Source organism: Methylobacterium sp. Leaf465 (assembly GCF_001424705.1).
Taxonomy (GTDB): Bacteria; Pseudomonadota; Alphaproteobacteria; order Rhizobiales; family Beijerinckiaceae; genus Methylobacterium.
The window spans coordinates 324718-340799 of record NZ_LMRA01000012.1; the positions used below are offsets into that span (position 1 = coordinate 324718).

Here is a 16082-nt window from a genome sequence, read left to right on the forward strand (position 1 = left end):
GGCAGATCAAAGATTAAGGACCTTGCCAAAACGTCGCGACGCTCTGTAATGATACGGTCCCCTTCCCGGTGCCGTGCGGTTTGCTCCGCGGCCCGCGGGCGCGGTTCGGCATTGCGTCGAATCGCCTTCGCAGTCGGTTCCCCGCGTCAGACATGGCGGCACAGCAAGGCCGGGTGGGAGTCGGTTCATTCGGTGGCCTTTTCGGCCGCCGCACCGTTCTGCACATGCCGGCCTGTCCTCGGATGGGCCCATACAGTCTTCGCGAGGTCAGGGAGAGAATGAGCGGACACACAGCATCGGTTGCCGTTGCTCGTGTTCAACGCCTGCGCGTTTCGCGTGGCGCCGCCTTCTCGTCGCCCCTGGCCAGGATCAACCCCACGCGCGCCGAGATCCGGCGCCCAGCGGCGGTTGGCGGCAATCCCTTCCCCACAGCTTCCGCGACCCCCTTCCCCGGGTCGTCACGGGCACCGATCCGCCGGGCCGTCGCGCCCGGACCGGTCGGCGCCCCATCGGGACCGCGCGGTTCGAGGAGAACGACGTCGACCGCCATGTCGAAAGTTCGTCATGGCCAACAACAACAAGATGCTCATCGACGCGATGCACCCGGAGGAGACCCGGGTCGTCACGGTTCACGGGTCTAGGGTCGAGGAATTCGACTTCGAGGCCGCCAACAGGCGCCAGCTTCGCGGCAATATCTACCTCGCCAAGGTGACGCGCGTGGAGCCCTCGCTCCAGGCCGCCTTCATCGAGTACGGCGGCAACCGCCACGGCTTCCTCGCTTTCAGCGAGATCCACCCGGACTACTACCAGATCCCCCTCGCGGACCGGCAGGCCCTGCTCGAGGACGAGGCCCGCGAAGCCGAGGAGCACCGGGAGCGCGAGGAGCGCAAGCCCCGCCGCCGCTCGCGCGGTCGTCGCGACGGCACCTCCGCCAAGAAGGCCCGTACGTCCGAGACGGTGACGTCGGAGGACGTCGGCGCACCGATTGCCGGCGAGGCCAACGGCAACCCGATCTCCTTCGACGAGACCTCCTTCGACGAGACTTCGGCCAGCGATCCGGCGATCGGCGTCGCCGACGCGCTGCTCGAGGGCGGCCTCGGCGACGCGCCGCCGCCGATCCTGCCCGGCAGCGATGAATCCGCCGACTTGCCGCAAGCGGCCCTCGCCAGCGGCGAGAGCTCCGAGGGCGACGAGCCGGCGGCGTCGGACGTCCCGTTCTCCGACGACGCAGGGTCTGCTGGTGCCACCGCCGAGGCGCCGGTCGAGCCGGCGGCCGAGTTGGCGCTCGAAGCCGCACCCATGGGCGAGGCCGACTCAGACATCGCGGCGCCCGCCGCCGGGACCACGTCCGAGGAGGAACCCGACGAGGACGATGCGGACGAGAGCGACGAGGATTCGGAGGACGACGATTCCGACGACGAGTCCGAGGATGACGACGATGATTCCGATGAGGACGACGACGAGGACGACGAGGAGAGCGAGGGCGAGGACGGCGAGCGTCCGCAGAAGATCGCTCAGGTCGGCGGCGATGCCCTGGCCGAGATCCCAGAGCGCCCGCGCACCTATCGTCGCCACTACAAGATCCAGGAGGTCATCAAGCGCCGCCAGATCATCCTGGTGCAGGTCGTCAAGGAAGAGCGCGGCACCAAGGGCGCGGCGCTGACCACCTACCTGTCCCTGGCCGGGCGCTACTCGGTGCTCATGCCGAATACCGGACGTGGCGGTGGCATCTCCCGCAAGATCACCTCGGCCGCCGACCGCAAGCGCCTCAAGGAAGTCGCCCAGGACCTGGAGGTGCCGGAAGGGATGGGCGTCATCCTGCGCACGGCCGGCGCCTCGCGCACCAAGCCCGAGATCAAGCGCGACTTCGAGTACCTGATGCGCCTGTGGGAGAGCGTTCGCGAGCTGACGCTGTCGTCCTCCGCTCCGGCGCTGGTCTACGAGGAAGGCTCGCTCATCAAGCGCGCCATTCGCGACCTCTATAACAAGGACATCGACGACATCCTGGTGGCGGGCGATGAAGCCTATCGGGAGGCGCGCGACTTCATGCGGATGCTGATGCCCGGCCAGTCGAAGGTCGTGCAGCCCTACCGGGACGCGACGCCGATCTTCGCGCGCTACGGGGTCGAGCAGCAGCTCGACGCGATGTTCTCCACCCACGTCACCCTGAAGTCGGGCGGCTACCTCGTCATCAACCCGACGGAAGCCCTCGTCTCCATCGACGTGAACTCGGGTCGCTCCACCCGCGAGCACGACATCGAGGACACCGCCCTGCGCACCAACCTGGAGGCGGCCGAGGAGGTCGCCCGCCAGCTGCGCCTGCGCGATCTCGCCGGCCTCGTCGTGATCGACTTCATCGACATGGAGGAGAAGCGCAACAACCGCGCCGTGGAGAAGAAGCTCAACGAGTGCCTGAAGAACGATCGCGCCCGCATCCAGGTCGGCCGGATCTCGCCCTTCGGCCTCCTGGAGATGAGCCGCCAGCGCATCCGCACCGGGATGCTGGAGAGCTCGTCCCTGCCCTGCACCCATTGCGGCGGCTCGGGCTACGTCCGGGCGACCTCGTCGGTGGCGCTGCAGATCCTGCGGGCGATCGAGGAATCGCTCCTCAAGAGCACGACGCACAACCTCGTCCTGCGCACCCGCACCGAGGTGGCGCTCTACATCCTGAACCAGAAGCGGGCGCACCTGCGCGAGCTGGAGGTCCGTTTCGGCGTCTCCCTCACCATCGCGGCCGATGAGCGCCTCGCTGCCACCTCGGCCTTCCAGCTCGAACGTGGCGAGCCAGCGGTCCGTGCCGAGGGGCCGGTGACCGGTGTGCGTGCCGTGGCGATCAGCTCCGCCCTCGAGCCCGAGGAGGATTTCGATCCGGAGATCGAGGAGGAGGTCGCCGAGGCCGAGACCGAGGAGACCGAGGCCGGCGCCCCGGCCGAAGAGACCCGTGAGAAGGCCGCCGACGGTGGCGAGGGCCGCGGTGGACGTCGCCGCCGTCGCCGTCGGCGGGGCGGTCGCACCGAAGCGGGCGAGCAGATCGGTGGCGAGCCGGCCTCCGAGGGCGACGAGGATGGCGAGGGCGAGGAGTCCGAGGACATCGCCGCGCAGGCCGAGGCCGACGAGACGGTCGCGTCGGCCGAGACGCCTGCGTCCGGCGAGGATGATGGCAGCGGCCGCCGTCGCCGCCGGGGTCGCCGCGGCGGCCGCGGGCGCGACCGTGACGGTCGCGGGCGCGATGGCGAAGCCATCGGCCAGGAAGACGGGCGCGACGAGTCCGAAACTCAGGACTCCGCTCACCGGACCGGTGACGAGCAGGCCTTCGGCGATCGGCCGGTCGCTTCGGTGGAGGGCGACGAAGGTGCAACCGACGCGCCGTCCGCTTTCCTGGGCGGCGAGGAGCCGGTGAGCGCCGCGGCGGTGTCCGAGGCGGTGGCACCCGCGGCCTCCGAGACGGCCGCGCCGGTCGCCCTGGAAGCGCCAGTGGCGGTCGAGCCGGAGGCCGAAGCGCCCCAGACGACGGAGCCGGTGCTTGCGTCCAAGCCGGCGCCCGAGCCGGTGGCGGTGGTGCTCACGCCCCCGTCCGATCCGGATCGTCCGAAGCGGGCCGGCTGGTGGTCCCGGACCAAGGCGGCCCTGACCGGCGAGTGATCGTCCGTTATCAGCCAGAACGAGCGGGGTGGGCGTCGAGCCCGCCCCGTTCTGCGTTTCAGCGAAGCCAAGCCTTGAGGCGCAGCACCGCATCGACGCAATCGGCGTGCGAGCCCGCGAACGAGAAGCGGACGTGGTGGCCGCCATCCTGGCCGTCGAAATCGAGTCCCGGAGTCGCGGCGACCCCGGCTTCGTCCAGCATCCGCCGGCAGAATGCCACCGAATCGTCGGTGAGGTTCGAGACGTCGGCGTAGAGGTAGAAGGCCCCGTCGGCCGGGTGCGTGCGCCCCAGGCCAAGGCCCGGGAAGGCGTCGAGGAGAAGGGCGCGGTTGACGGCGTAGCCCGCGCGCACCGCCTCGACTTCGCCCACGGCGTCGAAGGCCGCCAGCGCCGCGACCTGTGAGAGATAGGGCGCCGAGATGTAGAGGTTCTGCGCCAGCCGCTCGACGGGCCGGGCGAGCCAGTCCGGCACCACCATCCAGCCTATGCGCCAGCCCGTCATGCACCAGGTCTTCGAGAACGAGTTGATGACGATCGCTTCGTCGTCGTAGCGCAGGGCCGTCTCGGTCGGCACGCCGTAGGCGAGCCCGTGATAGATCTCGTCGGAGATGAAGCGCAGCCCCAGCGCCCGGGCCGTGGCACAGAGGTCGGCGAGGCGCGCCGGCTCGATCACGGTGCCGGAGGGGTTGGCCGGGCTCATCACGAGGATGCCGGACAGGGGCTCTCGTTCGTGTAGCGCCTTGAGGGCGGCGCCGGTGGGGGCGAAACGGTCCGCTTCCTGCAGCACCAGGGGGGCCGGGACGAGGTCGAGGGCGTTGAGGAGGCTGCGATAGGCCGGGTAGCCCGGTTGCGGAACCGCGATGCGGGCGCCGGCATCGAACAGGCCGAGGAAGGCGAGCACGAAACCGGCCGAAGAGCCGGTCGTCACGACGATCCGGCTCGGTGGGACCGCGACCCCATAGGTTTCGGCGTAGTGGCGTGCGATGCGCTCGCGCAGGGCCGGGAGGCCGAGCGCCTGGGTGTAGGGCAGTGCGCCGGTCGCGAGAGCCGCCTGTGCAGCCGCGATCACCGCGCGCGGGGCCGGTGCCGAGGGCTGCCCAACCTCCATGTGCACGACGGCCTCCCCGCGCGCCTCGCGGGCGGCGGCGGCCGACATCACGTCCATGGCGAGGAACGGGGCGACGCGGGCCGCGCGTTCGGAGGGCAGGTTCGAAGAGAGGATCAGGGGCTGGCTCATCGGCTCCGTCATAGCGGCTGCGCCGCGCGAGGGCCAAACCTGCCATTCGGTGATTGACCGCCCGCCGCGAAAACGCCTAACCCGGCCGCTAACCGCATGTCGCATCGACGACACGACCCCCGATGGCCGGCCTACGTCTGACCGGTCCCGCCCCGCGAGGACGTATGCCCCTCTTCCGCTCCCTGCTCTCCGCCACGATTTTGGCCGGCACCCTCGGCGCCGCGGTGGCTCAGACCACCCCGAGCCAGCCCGCCCCGGCCGCCGCCTTCACGGATGCGCAGCGCCAGGCGATCGAGGGGATCATCAAGGATTACCTCGTCAAGAATCCCGAGGTTCTGCAGGAGGCGATCGCCGAGGGCGAGCGCCGGCAGCAGGAGACCCAGAAGCTGGCCCAGTCGGCGGCCCTGAAGGAATCCCGCGAGGCTCTGGTCAACTCGCCCCACGGCGTCGTGGCGGGCAATCCCGCGGGTGACGTCACGCTGGTCGAGTTCTTCGACTACAATTGCGGGTATTGCCGCAAGGCGCTCTCGGACATCCAGGCCCTGATCAAGGGGGACCCGAAGCTGCGCGTCGTCCTGAAGGACTTCCCCGTGCTCGGCGCCGAATCCCTGGAGGCCAGCAAGATCGCGCTCGCGGCCAAGCAGCAGCTCAAGGGCGACAAGATCTTCGAATTCCATACCAAGCTCCTGGAATCGAAGGGCCGGGTGAACGGCGAGCGCGCCGTGGCCGTGGCGAAGGAGATGGGCCTCGACGTCACCCGCCTGATGAAGGACGCGCAGGGCCCCGAGGTGAAGGCCGCCCTGTCCGAGAATGTCGGCCTCGGCGACAAGCTCGGCCTGTCGGGCACGCCCGCCTTCGTCATCGGCGACGAGATCATTCCCGGCGCGGTCGGCCTCGAGCCGATCCGCAAGACCATCAGCGATGTGCGCCAGTGCGGCCACGCCAGCTGCTGAGCCCTCGATGTCCAGACCCGAGTCGTCGCTGCCGGGCGTGTTCCGCCCGGCCATGGCATCCGCCAGCGACCCTAGCCGCACCCTCCGCCTGACCTGAAGACGACCGAGCCGATGCCCAAGGAGCCGATGTCCAAGAACGACCCCTTCGATCCGGAGCTCGTCCGCGAGCTCGCCAAGCTCATCAACGAGACCGATCTCAGCGAGATCGAGGTCGAGAAGGGGGATCTGCGCATCCGCGTCGCCCGCCGCATCGAGGCGGTTCAGGTGCAGGTCGCGGCTCCCGCGCCGGCCCCGGTGCCCGCGATGGCCGCCGTCGCCGCGCCGCTTCCGGTCCCCGGTCCCGGGGGCGGCCTCGACCGCAAGGCCGGTGCCGGCCATCCCGGCTCGGTCCCCTCCCCCATGGTGGGCACCGCCTATCGCCGGCCCTCGCCCGAGGCCAAGCTGTTCGTCGATGTCGGCTCGAAGGTCGAGGCGGGCGACAAGCTCCTGCTCATCGAGGCGATGAAGACCTTCAACGAGATCGTTGCGCCCCGCGCCGGCACCGTCACCGCCGTCTTCGTCGAGGACGGCCAGCCCGTCGAGTTCGGCGAACCCCTCCTCGTCATCGAGTGAGCAGGGCCGCACCCATGTTCGATAAGATCCTGATTGCCAACCGGGGCGAGATCGCCCTGCGCATCCTGCGTGCGGCCAAGGAACTCGGGATCGCCACCGTGGCGGTCCACTCCACCGCCGACGCGGATGCGATGCATGTGCGCCTCGCCGACGAGAGCGTCTGCATCGGGCCGCCGGCGGCCCGCGACAGCTATCTAAACATTCCCTCGATCATCGCGGCTTGCGAGATCACCGGGGCCGACGCCGTCCACCCGGGCTACGGCTTCCTCTCCGAGAATGCGCGCTTCGCCGAGGTGCTGGCCCACCACAACATCGGCTTCATCGGCCCCAAGGCGGAGCACATCCGCATCATGGGCGACAAGATCGAGGCCAAGCGGACCGCCAAGCGCCTGGGAATCCCTTGCGTGCCCGGCTCCGAGGGCGGCGTGGAGGATCCCGAGGAAGCCAAGCGGATCGCCGCCGAGATCGGCTATCCGGTCCTGGTCAAGGCAGCTTCCGGCGGCGGTGGCCGCGGTATGAAGGTCGCGAGGTCCGAGGCCGACTTGGAGCAGGCTCTCGGCATGGCCCGCACCGAGGCCAAGGCGGCCTTCGGCGACGATGCGGTCTACCTGGAGAAGTACCTGGAGAAGCCGCGACACATCGAGGTTCAGGTGCTTGGCGACGGGCGCGGCAACGCGGTTCACCTCGCCGAGCGTGACTGCTCCCTGCAGCGCCGGCACCAGAAGGTCTGGGAGGAAGGCGGCTCGCCGGCTCTCAACGCCGACATGCGCGCCGAGATCGGCGGCATCTGCGCCCGCGCGATGCAGGACCTGCAATATCTCGGCGCCGGGACGGTGGAGTTCCTCTACGAGGACGGAAAGTTCTACTTCATCGAGATGAACACCCGCATTCAGGTCGAGCATCCCGTCACCGAGATGATCACCGGAATCGACTTGGTGAACGAGCAGATCCGCGTCGCCGCCGGTCTGCCTCTGTCGATGACGCAGGACGAGATCAAGGTCGAGGGGCACGCCATCGAGTGCCGCATCAATGCCGAGCATCCGGCGACCTTCCGTCCCTCGCCGGGGCTCATCACCTATTTCCATCCGCCCGGCGGGCTCGGCGTGCGCGTGGATTCGGCCGTGTTCCAGGGCTATCGCATTCCGCCGAACTACGACTCGCTGATCGGCAAGCTGATCGTGCACGGACGCACGCGCAACGAGTGCCTCATGCGCCTGCGCCGCGCCCTCGACGAGTTCGTGGTCGACGGTGTCGACACCACCCTGCCGCTGTTCCGGACCCTGGTGCGCAATGCGGATGTCCAGAACGGGGAGTACGACATCCATTGGCTCGAGGGGTTCCTGGCCGATGGCGGCCTGGACGAACCGTCGGCGCCGTAAGCCGGGGGAACAGCGCCGGCGCAGATTCGTTCTCCAGCATCTGCCCAGGCTCGATGGCGGGATTTGCCGCCGGGCCGCCCTGCAAGGAATACCCACCGCGTGCGCCTGACCATCCCGCTTCTCGCCGGCCTCCTTCTCGCCGGTCCCGCCCTCGCCCAATCGCCCTCCGGCAACGTCGGCCAGCCCGAGCGGGCGGTACCGCAGGCTGGTGGAACCACCCGCGGACCGATCGACAACCCCTCGACCCGCGACATGGCGCCGGTCCCGGGCGCAGCGACGGCCCCGGCCGGCGAACGCGGCATGAGCCCCGGCGCGGGCGCGGTCGATTCGGCCAAGGGCGGCAATGCCAACGACACCAACCGCGGCGTGCCGAACACAGGTACGACGTCCGGCGGCCCCGCCCGCTAATCGGACAACCCGTCGCGGCGGGTCTGCCCTGATTGTTCGATCCCGAGCCGGCCCCGAAACGGGCCGGCTTTTTCGTGCCGGTCCGCTCCCCTGGCGGGTCATCGACCACCCATGTGCGTTCACGCACAACCAAATTGCGCGTGAATGAGATTCAAGCTGATCCGGATCATCTCTTTCACGCTGAGCTCCGTTCGCGGATTGGCCCAATCTGAGCCGTTGCGACGACGTTCGCTTGTTCCTTGGGAATGATCTCAACACTTTCCAGGCCCGTCGCCTGCGACCGATTGCCAGCGAAGGAAGTGCCGGAACGCTTTGATCCGTCACGACTTCCTCCCCCAGATCAGTCAGGCGGAGCCGGAGCGGGCCTTTCGAGCCCCGAAGCGACCTGCTCCGCCGGAGACCGAATTCCTAACGACCGACTTCCCGAAAGATTCCGATGCGCACCTTCAGCCTGACCTTCGTCGCCGCCTCCCTGATTGCCTCTGCCGCCCTGGCGCAGTCTCCGTCCGGCAATGTCGGCCAGCCCGAGCGGGCCGTTCCGCAGGCCGGCAACACCACCCGTGGCCCGATCGACAATCCGTCGGCCTACGGCGCCTACCGCAACGCCGATGGCCGCGTCGACATGGACGTGACCGGTTCGGTGGTCGAGGCGCCCTACACCACCAACCGCGAGGCGATCTTCGAGGATTCCGCGAAGGGCGGGAACGCCGAGCAGCCGAATCGGATTGTGCCGAATCTCGGCACCACCTCGGGCGGCCCGAATTTCTAAGCATCCCCGCCGTCTGGCATGCGAGGGCGGAACCGAGAGGTTCCGCCCTTTTTCGTGAATCGGGCGCCCCGTGCGGCGCGCCTCCCTCTGGCCTTCCACGTGGCACCGCTTCAAACTCCGCTCATGTATGATGGCGACCGCGTCGAGATCACGCCCGAGATCCTGTTGAAGGCGTATGCGGCCGGCATCTTTCCCATGGCGGAGGATGCCGACGATCCGGCCATCTACTGGGTTGAACCACGGGCGCGCGGCGTCCTGCCCCTCGACGCCTTCCATGTCGCCAAGCGTCTCGCGCGAACCGTGCGGTCGGACGTGTTCGAGGTCCGAACCGATCAGGATTTCGATGCGGTCATCGCCGGCTGCGCCGCGCCGCGGGGTGATGCCCAGCGAACCTGGATCAATGGCCGGATCCGCGAGCTCTACGGTGCCCTTTTCGAGGCCGGGCATGCCCACACGGTGGAGGTGTTCCTCGACGGCCAGCGGGTCGGCGGCCTCTACGGCGTCTCCCTCGGAGCCGCCTTCTTCGGGGAGAGCATGTTCCACACCGTCCGCGACGCCTCGAAGGTCGCCCTGGTGCATCTCGTGGCCCGTCTGCGCGCGGGCGCCTACCGCCTCGCCGACACGCAGTTCGTGACCGATCACTTGATGCAGTTCGGCGCGGAGGAACTCCCGCGCCACATCTACAAGCGGCGCTTGGCCGAGGCGATCGACCAGCGGGCAGACTGGACCGTCTGGCCCGGGGACGGATCGGTGCGCGGGCAACAGGTTTTGGACGCGTTAGCCCTCGGCTGACGCGCGTCGGTGCATCCTAACGGAACAGGGCGTCGAACAGCGACTGCGGCTGCTGCGGCGGCGGCGCCGGGGCCGGCCCCTCGTTCGACGGGAAGAACTTGCGCGAGGGCTTCTGCCTGGGCTGGACCGGCACCCCGCGCGGCGCTTCCACATCCACCTGGCCGTTCGGATTCACCTGCTGGGCGGTCCGGGTGGCGTCCTGGCCGGTCTTCGGACGCCGGGTCTTCTCCGGCTTCGAGGCCATGGCGGGCACATCTTCCTGCTCGCGTGCCTCGGCGATCACGTCGGAGCCGCCCTTACAATCGACGAGCCAGACATCGTAGATCGGATGCTCGATGGCGTGCAGTCCGGGGCTCGACGCGAACATCCAGCCGGTGAAGATGCGGCGATACTTGTTGTCGAGGGTAACCTCGTCGACCTCAAGGAAGCCCGTGGTCTTCGGGCTCTCGGTCGGCGGGCGGCTGTAGCAGACCCGCGGCGTCAGCTGCAGGGCGCCGAACTGCACGGTCTCGTCCACCGCCACTTCGAAGGAAACGATGCGCCCGGTGATCTTGTCGAGGCCCGAGAACACCGCGGTGGGGTTCTTGATCTTGTCGGCGGCAGCCGGGAGGCCGGAGAGGCCGATCGCGACCGACGCGAGGAGGAGGCGCTTGACCACGGAGCGAGACGATCCTGCTGTGCTGCGGCTCACGGACGACCCTCCTCGCTGGCGCCCCGGGCGGGCGCGACGATGCGAGGTCTTCTTAAGCGCGCGAAGATTGGTGGAAAAAGGGCCGGCCCCTTGACCGGAGGGCCTGCCCTCAGTTGCCCGGGCTCCAGGGCACGTAGTCGCCGGTGGCGGCCGGGCGCTGGCCGACATTCAACTGCGAGCCGCGCGGGCGGTAGGCGCCGCTGGTGCCGGTCAGGTTCTCCACGTAGGGCTTCTGCCAGGCCCGCGGCGTGTAATCCTGTTCGCTCGGGGGCACGTCGCCGTTGTGACAGAGCCAGGCGCGCCAGCCCGGGGGCACCTTCGAGGCGTCGGCATATCCATTATAGACCACCCAGCGCCGCTCGGTGCCGACGGAACGGTCGATCAGCGGCCCCTGCGCCCGGTAGTAGACGTTGCCGAGATCGTCCGCGCCGACGCGCTGCCCGCTGCGCGCCGTGTAGAGCGCGAGCGACATCGTCTGCCCGTTCCACCAGGTGAAGATCCGCAGGAACGTGTCCTTGAGAGCCATCGCGTTCGCCTGAATGGGGCACCCGCGCCCCGCCATCGTGTTCCGGCGCGGACTATGGTGAGGCGCATGCGTGAAGTCCAGCCGCGCGGCGGCGCCCGCGAGGCGAAGGGTCTGAGACCGATGCGGCGGAAATCTCACACCCGGCGCCGTTAACCCTGCGGGCACCACCGGCGAGGGTGGCACCACCTGTGGGTGGAAAATTTTTGGCCTCCGAATCCATCAAGCGAAAAGGGCACTTACGGATCGGGTCGCGATATCCACAGGAATAAGACGTCACCCACTACATGTAGCCCGGAACAGGCAGCCGGCACACTAGTTATTGACGTGAGGCCCCGGGCTGGCATACCTTCGGATCGTCGCCGAGGCTGTCGCGTCACCGGCGGACCACCGAATTTTCGAGACCCATTCCGGCGCTTCGCGGCGTTCGCGGACGCTTGACTTCATCATTCTTCGACACGGCGCCGCACTTCTTCAGGCGGCTCGGGAGACAGGTTCCATGCGGTTCGAACGGCGCCATACCACGGCCGGACAATCCCCTTACGCGACGATTCCCTTTCGCAAGACCCTGAGCGAGATCCGCAACCCGGACGGTTCCACGGTCTTCCGCCTCGACGGGATCGAGGTGCCGGAGAGCTGGTCCCAGGTGGCCAGCGACGTCCTCGCGCAGAAGTACTTCCGCAAGGCCGGCGTACCGGCGGCCCTGAAGAAGGTCGAGGAGAACGACGTGCCGTCGTTCCTGTGGCGTTCGGAGCCGGATCTCGTCGCGCTGGCCGAGCTGCCCGAGGCCGAGCGCTACGTTTCCGAGATCTCGTCGACGCAGGTCTTCGACCGTCTCGCCGGCTGCTGGACCTACTGGGGCTGGAAGGGCGGTTACTTCACGTCCGAGGCGGACGCCTCGGCCTTCCTCGACGAGCTGCGCTTCATGCTCGCCCGCCAGATGGTGGCGCCGAACTCGCCGCAATGGTTCAATACCGGCCTCCACTGGGCCTACGGCATCGATGGCCCGGCGCAGGGGCACTACTACGTCGATTACCGCACCGGTGAACTGACGAAGTCCGCCTCGTCCTACGAGCACCCGCAGCCGCATGCCTGCTTCATCCAGGGCGTGCAGGACGACCTCGTCAACGAGGGCGGCATCATGGACCTCTGGGTCCGCGAGGCGCGCCTGTTCAAGTACGGCTCGGGCACCGGCTCGAACTTCTCGCTGCTGCGCGGCGAGAACGAGAAGCTCGGCGGCGGCGGCAAGTCCTCCGGCCTGATGTCCTTCCTCAAGATCGGCGACCGGGCCGCGGGCGCGATCAAGTCGGGTGGCACCACCCGGCGCGCGGCCAAGATGGTCATCGTCGACATCGACCATCCGGATATCGAGCAGTACATCGACTGGAAGGTGAAGGAGGAGCAGAAGGTCGCTGCCCTCGTCACAGGCTCCAAGATCGTCTCCAAGCACCTGAGCGCGGTGATGAAGGCCTGCACCCAGTGCGAGGCCGAGGGCGATGCCTGCTTCGACCCCGAGCGCAATCCCGTCCTGAAGAAGGCCGTCAAGGCCGCCCGCAAGGACGCGGTACCGGATTCCTACACGAAGCGCGTGATCCAGTTCGCCCGCCAGGGCTTCACCAAGATCGACTTCCCCGTCTACGACACCGACTGGGATTCGGAAGCCTACCTCACCGTCGCCGGCCAGAACTCCAACAACTCGGTCTCCCTCACCGACGACTTCCTGCGCGCGGTCGAGTCCGATGCCGACTGGAACCTCACCGCCCGCACCACCGGCAAGACCACGAAGACCGTGAAGGCCCGCGATCTTTGGGAAAAGATCGGTGAGGCCGCCTGGGCTTCGGCCGATCCGGGCCTGCACTTCAACACGACGATGAACGACTGGCACACCTGCCCGGCGGGCGGCCGGATCCGGGCGTCGAATCCGTGCTCCGAATACATGTTCCTCGACGACACCGCCTGCAACCTGGCCTCGGCCAACCTGCTGACGATGTACGACCGCGCCACGAACCACTTCGACGTTGCGACCTTCGAGCATCTCAACCGCCTCTGGACGGTCGTGCTCGAGATCTCGGTGATGATGGCGCAGTTTCCCTCAAAGGAGATCGCAGAGCTCTCGTACCGCTACCGCACCCTCGGTCTGGGCTACGCCAATATCGGCGGCCTGCTGATGAGCATGGGCCTGCCCTACGACTCCGAGAAGGGTCGTGCGCTGGCCGGCGCCCTCACGGCGATCATGACCGGCGTGGCCTACGCCACCTCCGCCGAGATGGCCGGCGAACTCGGGGCCTTCCCGGCCTACGAGGAGAACGCGGATGCCATGCTCAAGGTGATCCGCAACCACCGTCGCGCCGCCCACGGCGAGGCGGAGGGCTACGAGTTCCTCTCGATCGCCCCGGTGCCCCTCGATCTGGCCAACGTGCCCCAAACCGACATCGCCGAGCGGGCGAAGCACGCCTGGGACCGCGCCCTGGCGCTGGGCGAGGAGCATGGCTACCGCAACGCTCAGGCGACCGTCATCGCGCCCACCGGCACGATCGGCCTCGTGATGGATTGCGACACCACCGGCATCGAGCCGGACTTCGCCCTGGTGAAGTTCAAGAAGCTCGCTGGCGGCGGCTACTTCAAGATCATCAACCGCGCGGTGCCGGATGCCCTGCGCACCCTCGGCTACCGGGAATCCGAGATCGCCGAGATCGAGGCCTACGCGGTCGGCCACGGCTCGATGGGCCAGGCGCCGGCGATCAACCCCGGGTCGCTCCGCGCCAAGGGCTTCACCGACGACAAGCTCGCGGCGGTGGAGGCGGGCCTGAAGTCGGCCTTCGACATCAAGTTCGTGTTCAACCGCTGGACCCTGGGCGACGACTTCCTGAAGGACGTGCTCAAGGTTCCGGCCGAGAAGCTTGCCGATCCGACCTTCGAGATCCTGCCCTTCCTGGGCTATTCGAAGAAGGACATCGAAGCGGCCAACACCCACATCTGCGGTGCGATGACCCTGGAGGGTGCGCCCTTCCTCAAGCCGGAACACTACGCGGTGTTCGATTGCGCCAACCCGTGCGGCCGCATCGGCAAGCGCTACCTCTCGGTGGAGAGCCACATCCGCATGATGGCGGCGGCGCAGCCCTTCATCTCGGGCGCCATCTCCAAGACCATCAACATGCCCAACGACGCGACGGTCGAGGATTGCAAGAACGCTTACAAGCTGTCCTGGACCCTGGCCCTCAAGGCCAACGCCCTCTACCGCGACGGCTCGAAGCTCTCGCAGCCCCTGAACTCGGCCCTGATCGCCGACGAGGACGACGACGCCGAGGACTTGGTCGAGGCGCTGATCGCGGCCCCGGCCGCCGCCAAGGCCGCGCAGGTCGCGGAGAAGATCGTCGAGCGGGTGATCGAGCGCGTCGAGCGCATCCGCTCCCGCGAGAAGATGCCCCATCGTCGCAAGGGCTACACCCAGAAGGCGGTCGTGGGCGGGCACAAGGTCTACCTGCGGACCGGCGAGTACGATGACGGTCGCCTCGGCGAGATCTTCATCGACATGCACAAGGAAGGCGCCACTTTCCGCAGCCTGATGAACAACTTCGCTATCGCGATCTCGCTTGGGCTCCAGTACGGCGTGCCGCTGGAGGAATACGTCGAGGCCTTCACTTTCACCCGCTTCGAACCCGCGGGCTTCGTGCAAGGCAACGACGCGATCAAGAACGCGACTTCGCTCCTCGACTACGTCTTCCGCGAGCTCGCCGTGTCCTACCTCGGCCGCGCGGATCTGGCCCACGTCAACCCGTCCGAGATCGGAGGCACGGTGATCGGCGGCGGCGAGACCGACACCACCCGCGAGCCCGGCCGGACGGAAGCCACCGCCTCCAGCGTCGTCTCCCGCGGCCTCCTGCGTGGCTCGGCCGACCGGCTCACCCTGATCCAGGGAGGACCGGCCGGCGGCACCGTCGGTGTCGGCGCGGCAACCTCCGGCCAGACCACCCCCGCCGGCGGCGTGGTCCATGCGCTGCGCGGTGCCACGGCTTTGAAGGCCGAGCCGGTCCAGGCCGGCCAGGCCGAGGCCCTGGTCAATGCCTTGCCCTTCGCCAAGCCCGACCCGATCAAACCCGAGCGCACGGTCTCCGATCGCCGCGCCGAGGCGAAGATGAAGGGCTACGTCGGCGAAGCCTGCCCAGAATGCGCGAACTTCACGCTCGTCCGGAACGGCACCTGCCTGAAGTGCGACACCTGCGGCTCGACGACCGGCTGCTCGTAAGTCTCGGGAACTTTCGGAACGGCCGCGCGATCCCCGTCGCGCGGCCGTTTCGCGTGACGGGAACGGAACCCATCCATGTCTGCCTCGTCGCCCAGCGCCGTGGTGATCGGCGCCTCCGGCGGGATCGGCCGGGCCCTCGTCGCCGGCCTCGTGGGCCGGGGGACCTACGGATCGGTCTTCGCCCTCTCGCGGTCGGGGACCGTCGAGGCTGGGCCCGCGGCGGTGGGACCGATCGACCTGACCGATGAGGCGTCCGTCCGTATCTCGGCCGAGCGCGTCGGGCGTCACGGTCCGGTGGGTCTCGTCGTCGTCGCTGCGGGGCTCCTGCACGGGTCCGGCGTCGCGCCCGAGAAGGCGATCCGGGCCCTGGATCCGGCGGCCATGGCCGCGGTCTTCGCGGTGAACGCGATCGGTCCGGCCCTGGCGGCCAAGTACTTCCTGCCCCTGATGCCGCGGGCCGGGCGCAGCGTCTTCGCCGCGCTGTCGGCGCGAGTCGGCTCGATCTCCGACAATCGTCTCGGTGGCTGGTACGCCTACCGCGCGTCGAAGGCGGCCCTGAATCAGATCCTGCGCACCCTTGCGATCGAGGCACGACGCACCCACCCCGATGCGATCGTGGCGGGCCTGCATCCCGGCACCGTGACCACGGCCCTGTCCGAACCCTTCCGACCGGACCCCAACACCCCCGGTCTGTTCACCCCCGAGACGAGCGCGGCGCACCTGCTGCGGGTGATCGAGGGGCTCGGGCCGGAGGATACGGGCGGGGTCTTTGCCTGGGATGGACGCCGCGTTCCCGCCTGATCCGGTTCCGGGCGTCGCATGGGGACCGG

The 16082-nt window shown here is 68.6% G+C and carries 12 protein-coding genes; 9 read left to right on the forward strand and 3 right to left on the reverse strand.

The window, feature by feature from the left end:
• Positions 1–564: 564 nt before the first annotated feature.
• Complete coding sequence (locus ASG51_RS10015; RefSeq protein WP_056380557.1) at positions 565–3642, forward strand: ribonuclease E/G; 3078 nt, start codon at positions 565–567, stop codon at positions 3640–3642.
• Between the two features lie 58 nt (positions 3643–3700).
• Here ASG51_RS10015 and ASG51_RS10020 read toward each other — a convergent pair whose 3' ends face one another.
• A complete protein-coding gene (locus ASG51_RS10020) occupies positions 3701–4879 on the reverse strand; it encodes an aminotransferase class I/II-fold pyridoxal phosphate-dependent enzyme (protein ID WP_056274676.1) in 1179 nt (392 codons plus the stop codon).
• A gap of 164 nt (positions 4880–5043) precedes the next feature.
• Here ASG51_RS10020 and ASG51_RS10025 point away from each other — a divergent pair, with 164 nt between their 5' ends.
• The 6 genes from ASG51_RS10025 to aat all read left to right on the forward strand — a co-directional run bounded on the left by ASG51_RS10025 (position 5044) and on the right by aat (position 9792).
• On the forward strand, positions 5044–5832 hold the full coding sequence (locus ASG51_RS10025; protein ID WP_056380559.1) for a DsbA family protein: 789 nt from the start codon (positions 5044–5046) through the stop codon (positions 5830–5832).
• 126 nt (positions 5833–5958) lie between these two features.
• Positions 5959–6444 carry an acetyl-CoA carboxylase biotin carboxyl carrier protein gene (gene accB / locus ASG51_RS10030; RefSeq protein WP_056214026.1) on the forward strand — a complete coding sequence of 162 codons (486 nt, stop codon included), beginning with the start codon at positions 5959–5961 and terminating at the stop codon, positions 6442–6444.
• 14 nt (positions 6445–6458) lie between these two features.
• Positions 6459–7823, forward strand: coding sequence for an acetyl-CoA carboxylase biotin carboxylase subunit (gene accC / locus ASG51_RS10035; RefSeq protein ID WP_056213926.1), 1365 nt, complete (start codon positions 6459–6461; stop codon positions 7821–7823).
• Positions 7824–7922: 99 nt separating this feature from the next.
• On the forward strand, positions 7923–8231 hold the full coding sequence (locus ASG51_RS10040) for a hypothetical protein (RefSeq protein WP_056380560.1): 309 nt from the start codon (positions 7923–7925) through the stop codon (positions 8229–8231).
• Between the two features lie 436 nt (positions 8232–8667).
• Complete coding sequence (locus ASG51_RS10045) at positions 8668–9000, forward strand: hypothetical protein (RefSeq protein ID WP_056380562.1); 333 nt, start codon at positions 8668–8670, stop codon at positions 8998–9000.
• A 123-nt stretch (positions 9001–9123) separates the two neighbouring features.
• On the forward strand, positions 9124–9792 hold the full coding sequence (gene aat / locus ASG51_RS10050; protein WP_056380564.1) for a leucyl/phenylalanyl-tRNA--protein transferase: 669 nt from the start codon (positions 9124–9126) through the stop codon (positions 9790–9792).
• A 16-nt stretch (positions 9793–9808) separates the two neighbouring features.
• Here the strand turns inward: aat and ASG51_RS10055 are convergent, their stop codons facing one another.
• Both ASG51_RS10055 and ASG51_RS10060 read right to left on the reverse strand, forming a co-directional pair.
• The gene (locus tag ASG51_RS10055) at positions 9809–10450 is read right to left on the reverse strand and encodes a DUF2155 domain-containing protein (RefSeq protein ID WP_244480110.1); all 642 of its coding nucleotides are present in this window, start codon (positions 10448–10450) and stop codon (positions 9809–9811) included.
• Between the two features lie 142 nt (positions 10451–10592).
• Positions 10593–11009 (reverse strand): NADH:ubiquinone oxidoreductase subunit NDUFA12, encoded by a 417-nt coding sequence (locus ASG51_RS10060; RefSeq protein ID WP_056380568.1) that lies wholly within the window; start codon positions 11007–11009, stop codon positions 10593–10595.
• A 496-nt stretch (positions 11010–11505) separates the two neighbouring features.
• Between ASG51_RS10060 and ASG51_RS10065 the strand changes: the two genes are divergently transcribed.
• Together ASG51_RS10065 and ASG51_RS10070 are read left to right on the forward strand one after the other, a co-directional pair.
• Positions 11506–15252 carry a vitamin B12-dependent ribonucleotide reductase gene (locus tag ASG51_RS10065; protein WP_056380570.1) on the forward strand — a complete coding sequence of 1249 codons (3747 nt, stop codon included), beginning with the start codon at positions 11506–11508 and terminating at the stop codon, positions 15250–15252.
• A 75-nt stretch (positions 15253–15327) separates the two neighbouring features.
• The gene (locus tag ASG51_RS10070; protein WP_056380573.1) at positions 15328–16053 is read left to right on the forward strand and encodes an SDR family NAD(P)-dependent oxidoreductase; all 726 of its coding nucleotides are present in this window, start codon (positions 15328–15330) and stop codon (positions 16051–16053) included.
• Positions 16054–16082: the final 29 nt, after the last annotated feature.

Coding starts and splice junctions, on each gene's coding strand:
- ASG51_RS10060 (WP_056380568.1), bottom strand. CDS start 11,009: ATGGCTCTCAAGGACACGTTCCTGCGGATCTTCACCTGGTGGAACGGG.
- ASG51_RS10065 (WP_056380570.1), top strand. CDS start 11,506: ATGCGGTTCGAACGGCGCCATACCACGGCCGGACAATCCCCTTACGCG.
- ASG51_RS10020 (WP_056274676.1), bottom strand. CDS start 4,879: ATGAGCCAGCCCCTGATCCTCTCTTCGAACCTGCCCTCCGAACGCGCG.
- ASG51_RS10015 (WP_056380557.1), top strand. CDS start 565: ATGGCCAACAACAACAAGATGCTCATCGACGCGATGCACCCGGAGGAG.
- accB (WP_056214026.1), top strand. CDS start 5,959: ATGTCCAAGAACGACCCCTTCGATCCGGAGCTCGTCCGCGAGCTCGCC.
- ASG51_RS10025 (WP_056380559.1), top strand. CDS start 5,044: ATGCCCCTCTTCCGCTCCCTGCTCTCCGCCACGATTTTGGCCGGCACC.
- aat (WP_056380564.1), top strand. CDS start 9,124: ATGTATGATGGCGACCGCGTCGAGATCACGCCCGAGATCCTGTTGAAG.
- ASG51_RS10045 (WP_056380562.1), top strand. CDS start 8,668: ATGCGCACCTTCAGCCTGACCTTCGTCGCCGCCTCCCTGATTGCCTCT.
- accC (WP_056213926.1), top strand. CDS start 6,459: ATGTTCGATAAGATCCTGATTGCCAACCGGGGCGAGATCGCCCTGCGC.
- ASG51_RS10070 (WP_056380573.1), top strand. CDS start 15,328: ATGTCTGCCTCGTCGCCCAGCGCCGTGGTGATCGGCGCCTCCGGCGGG.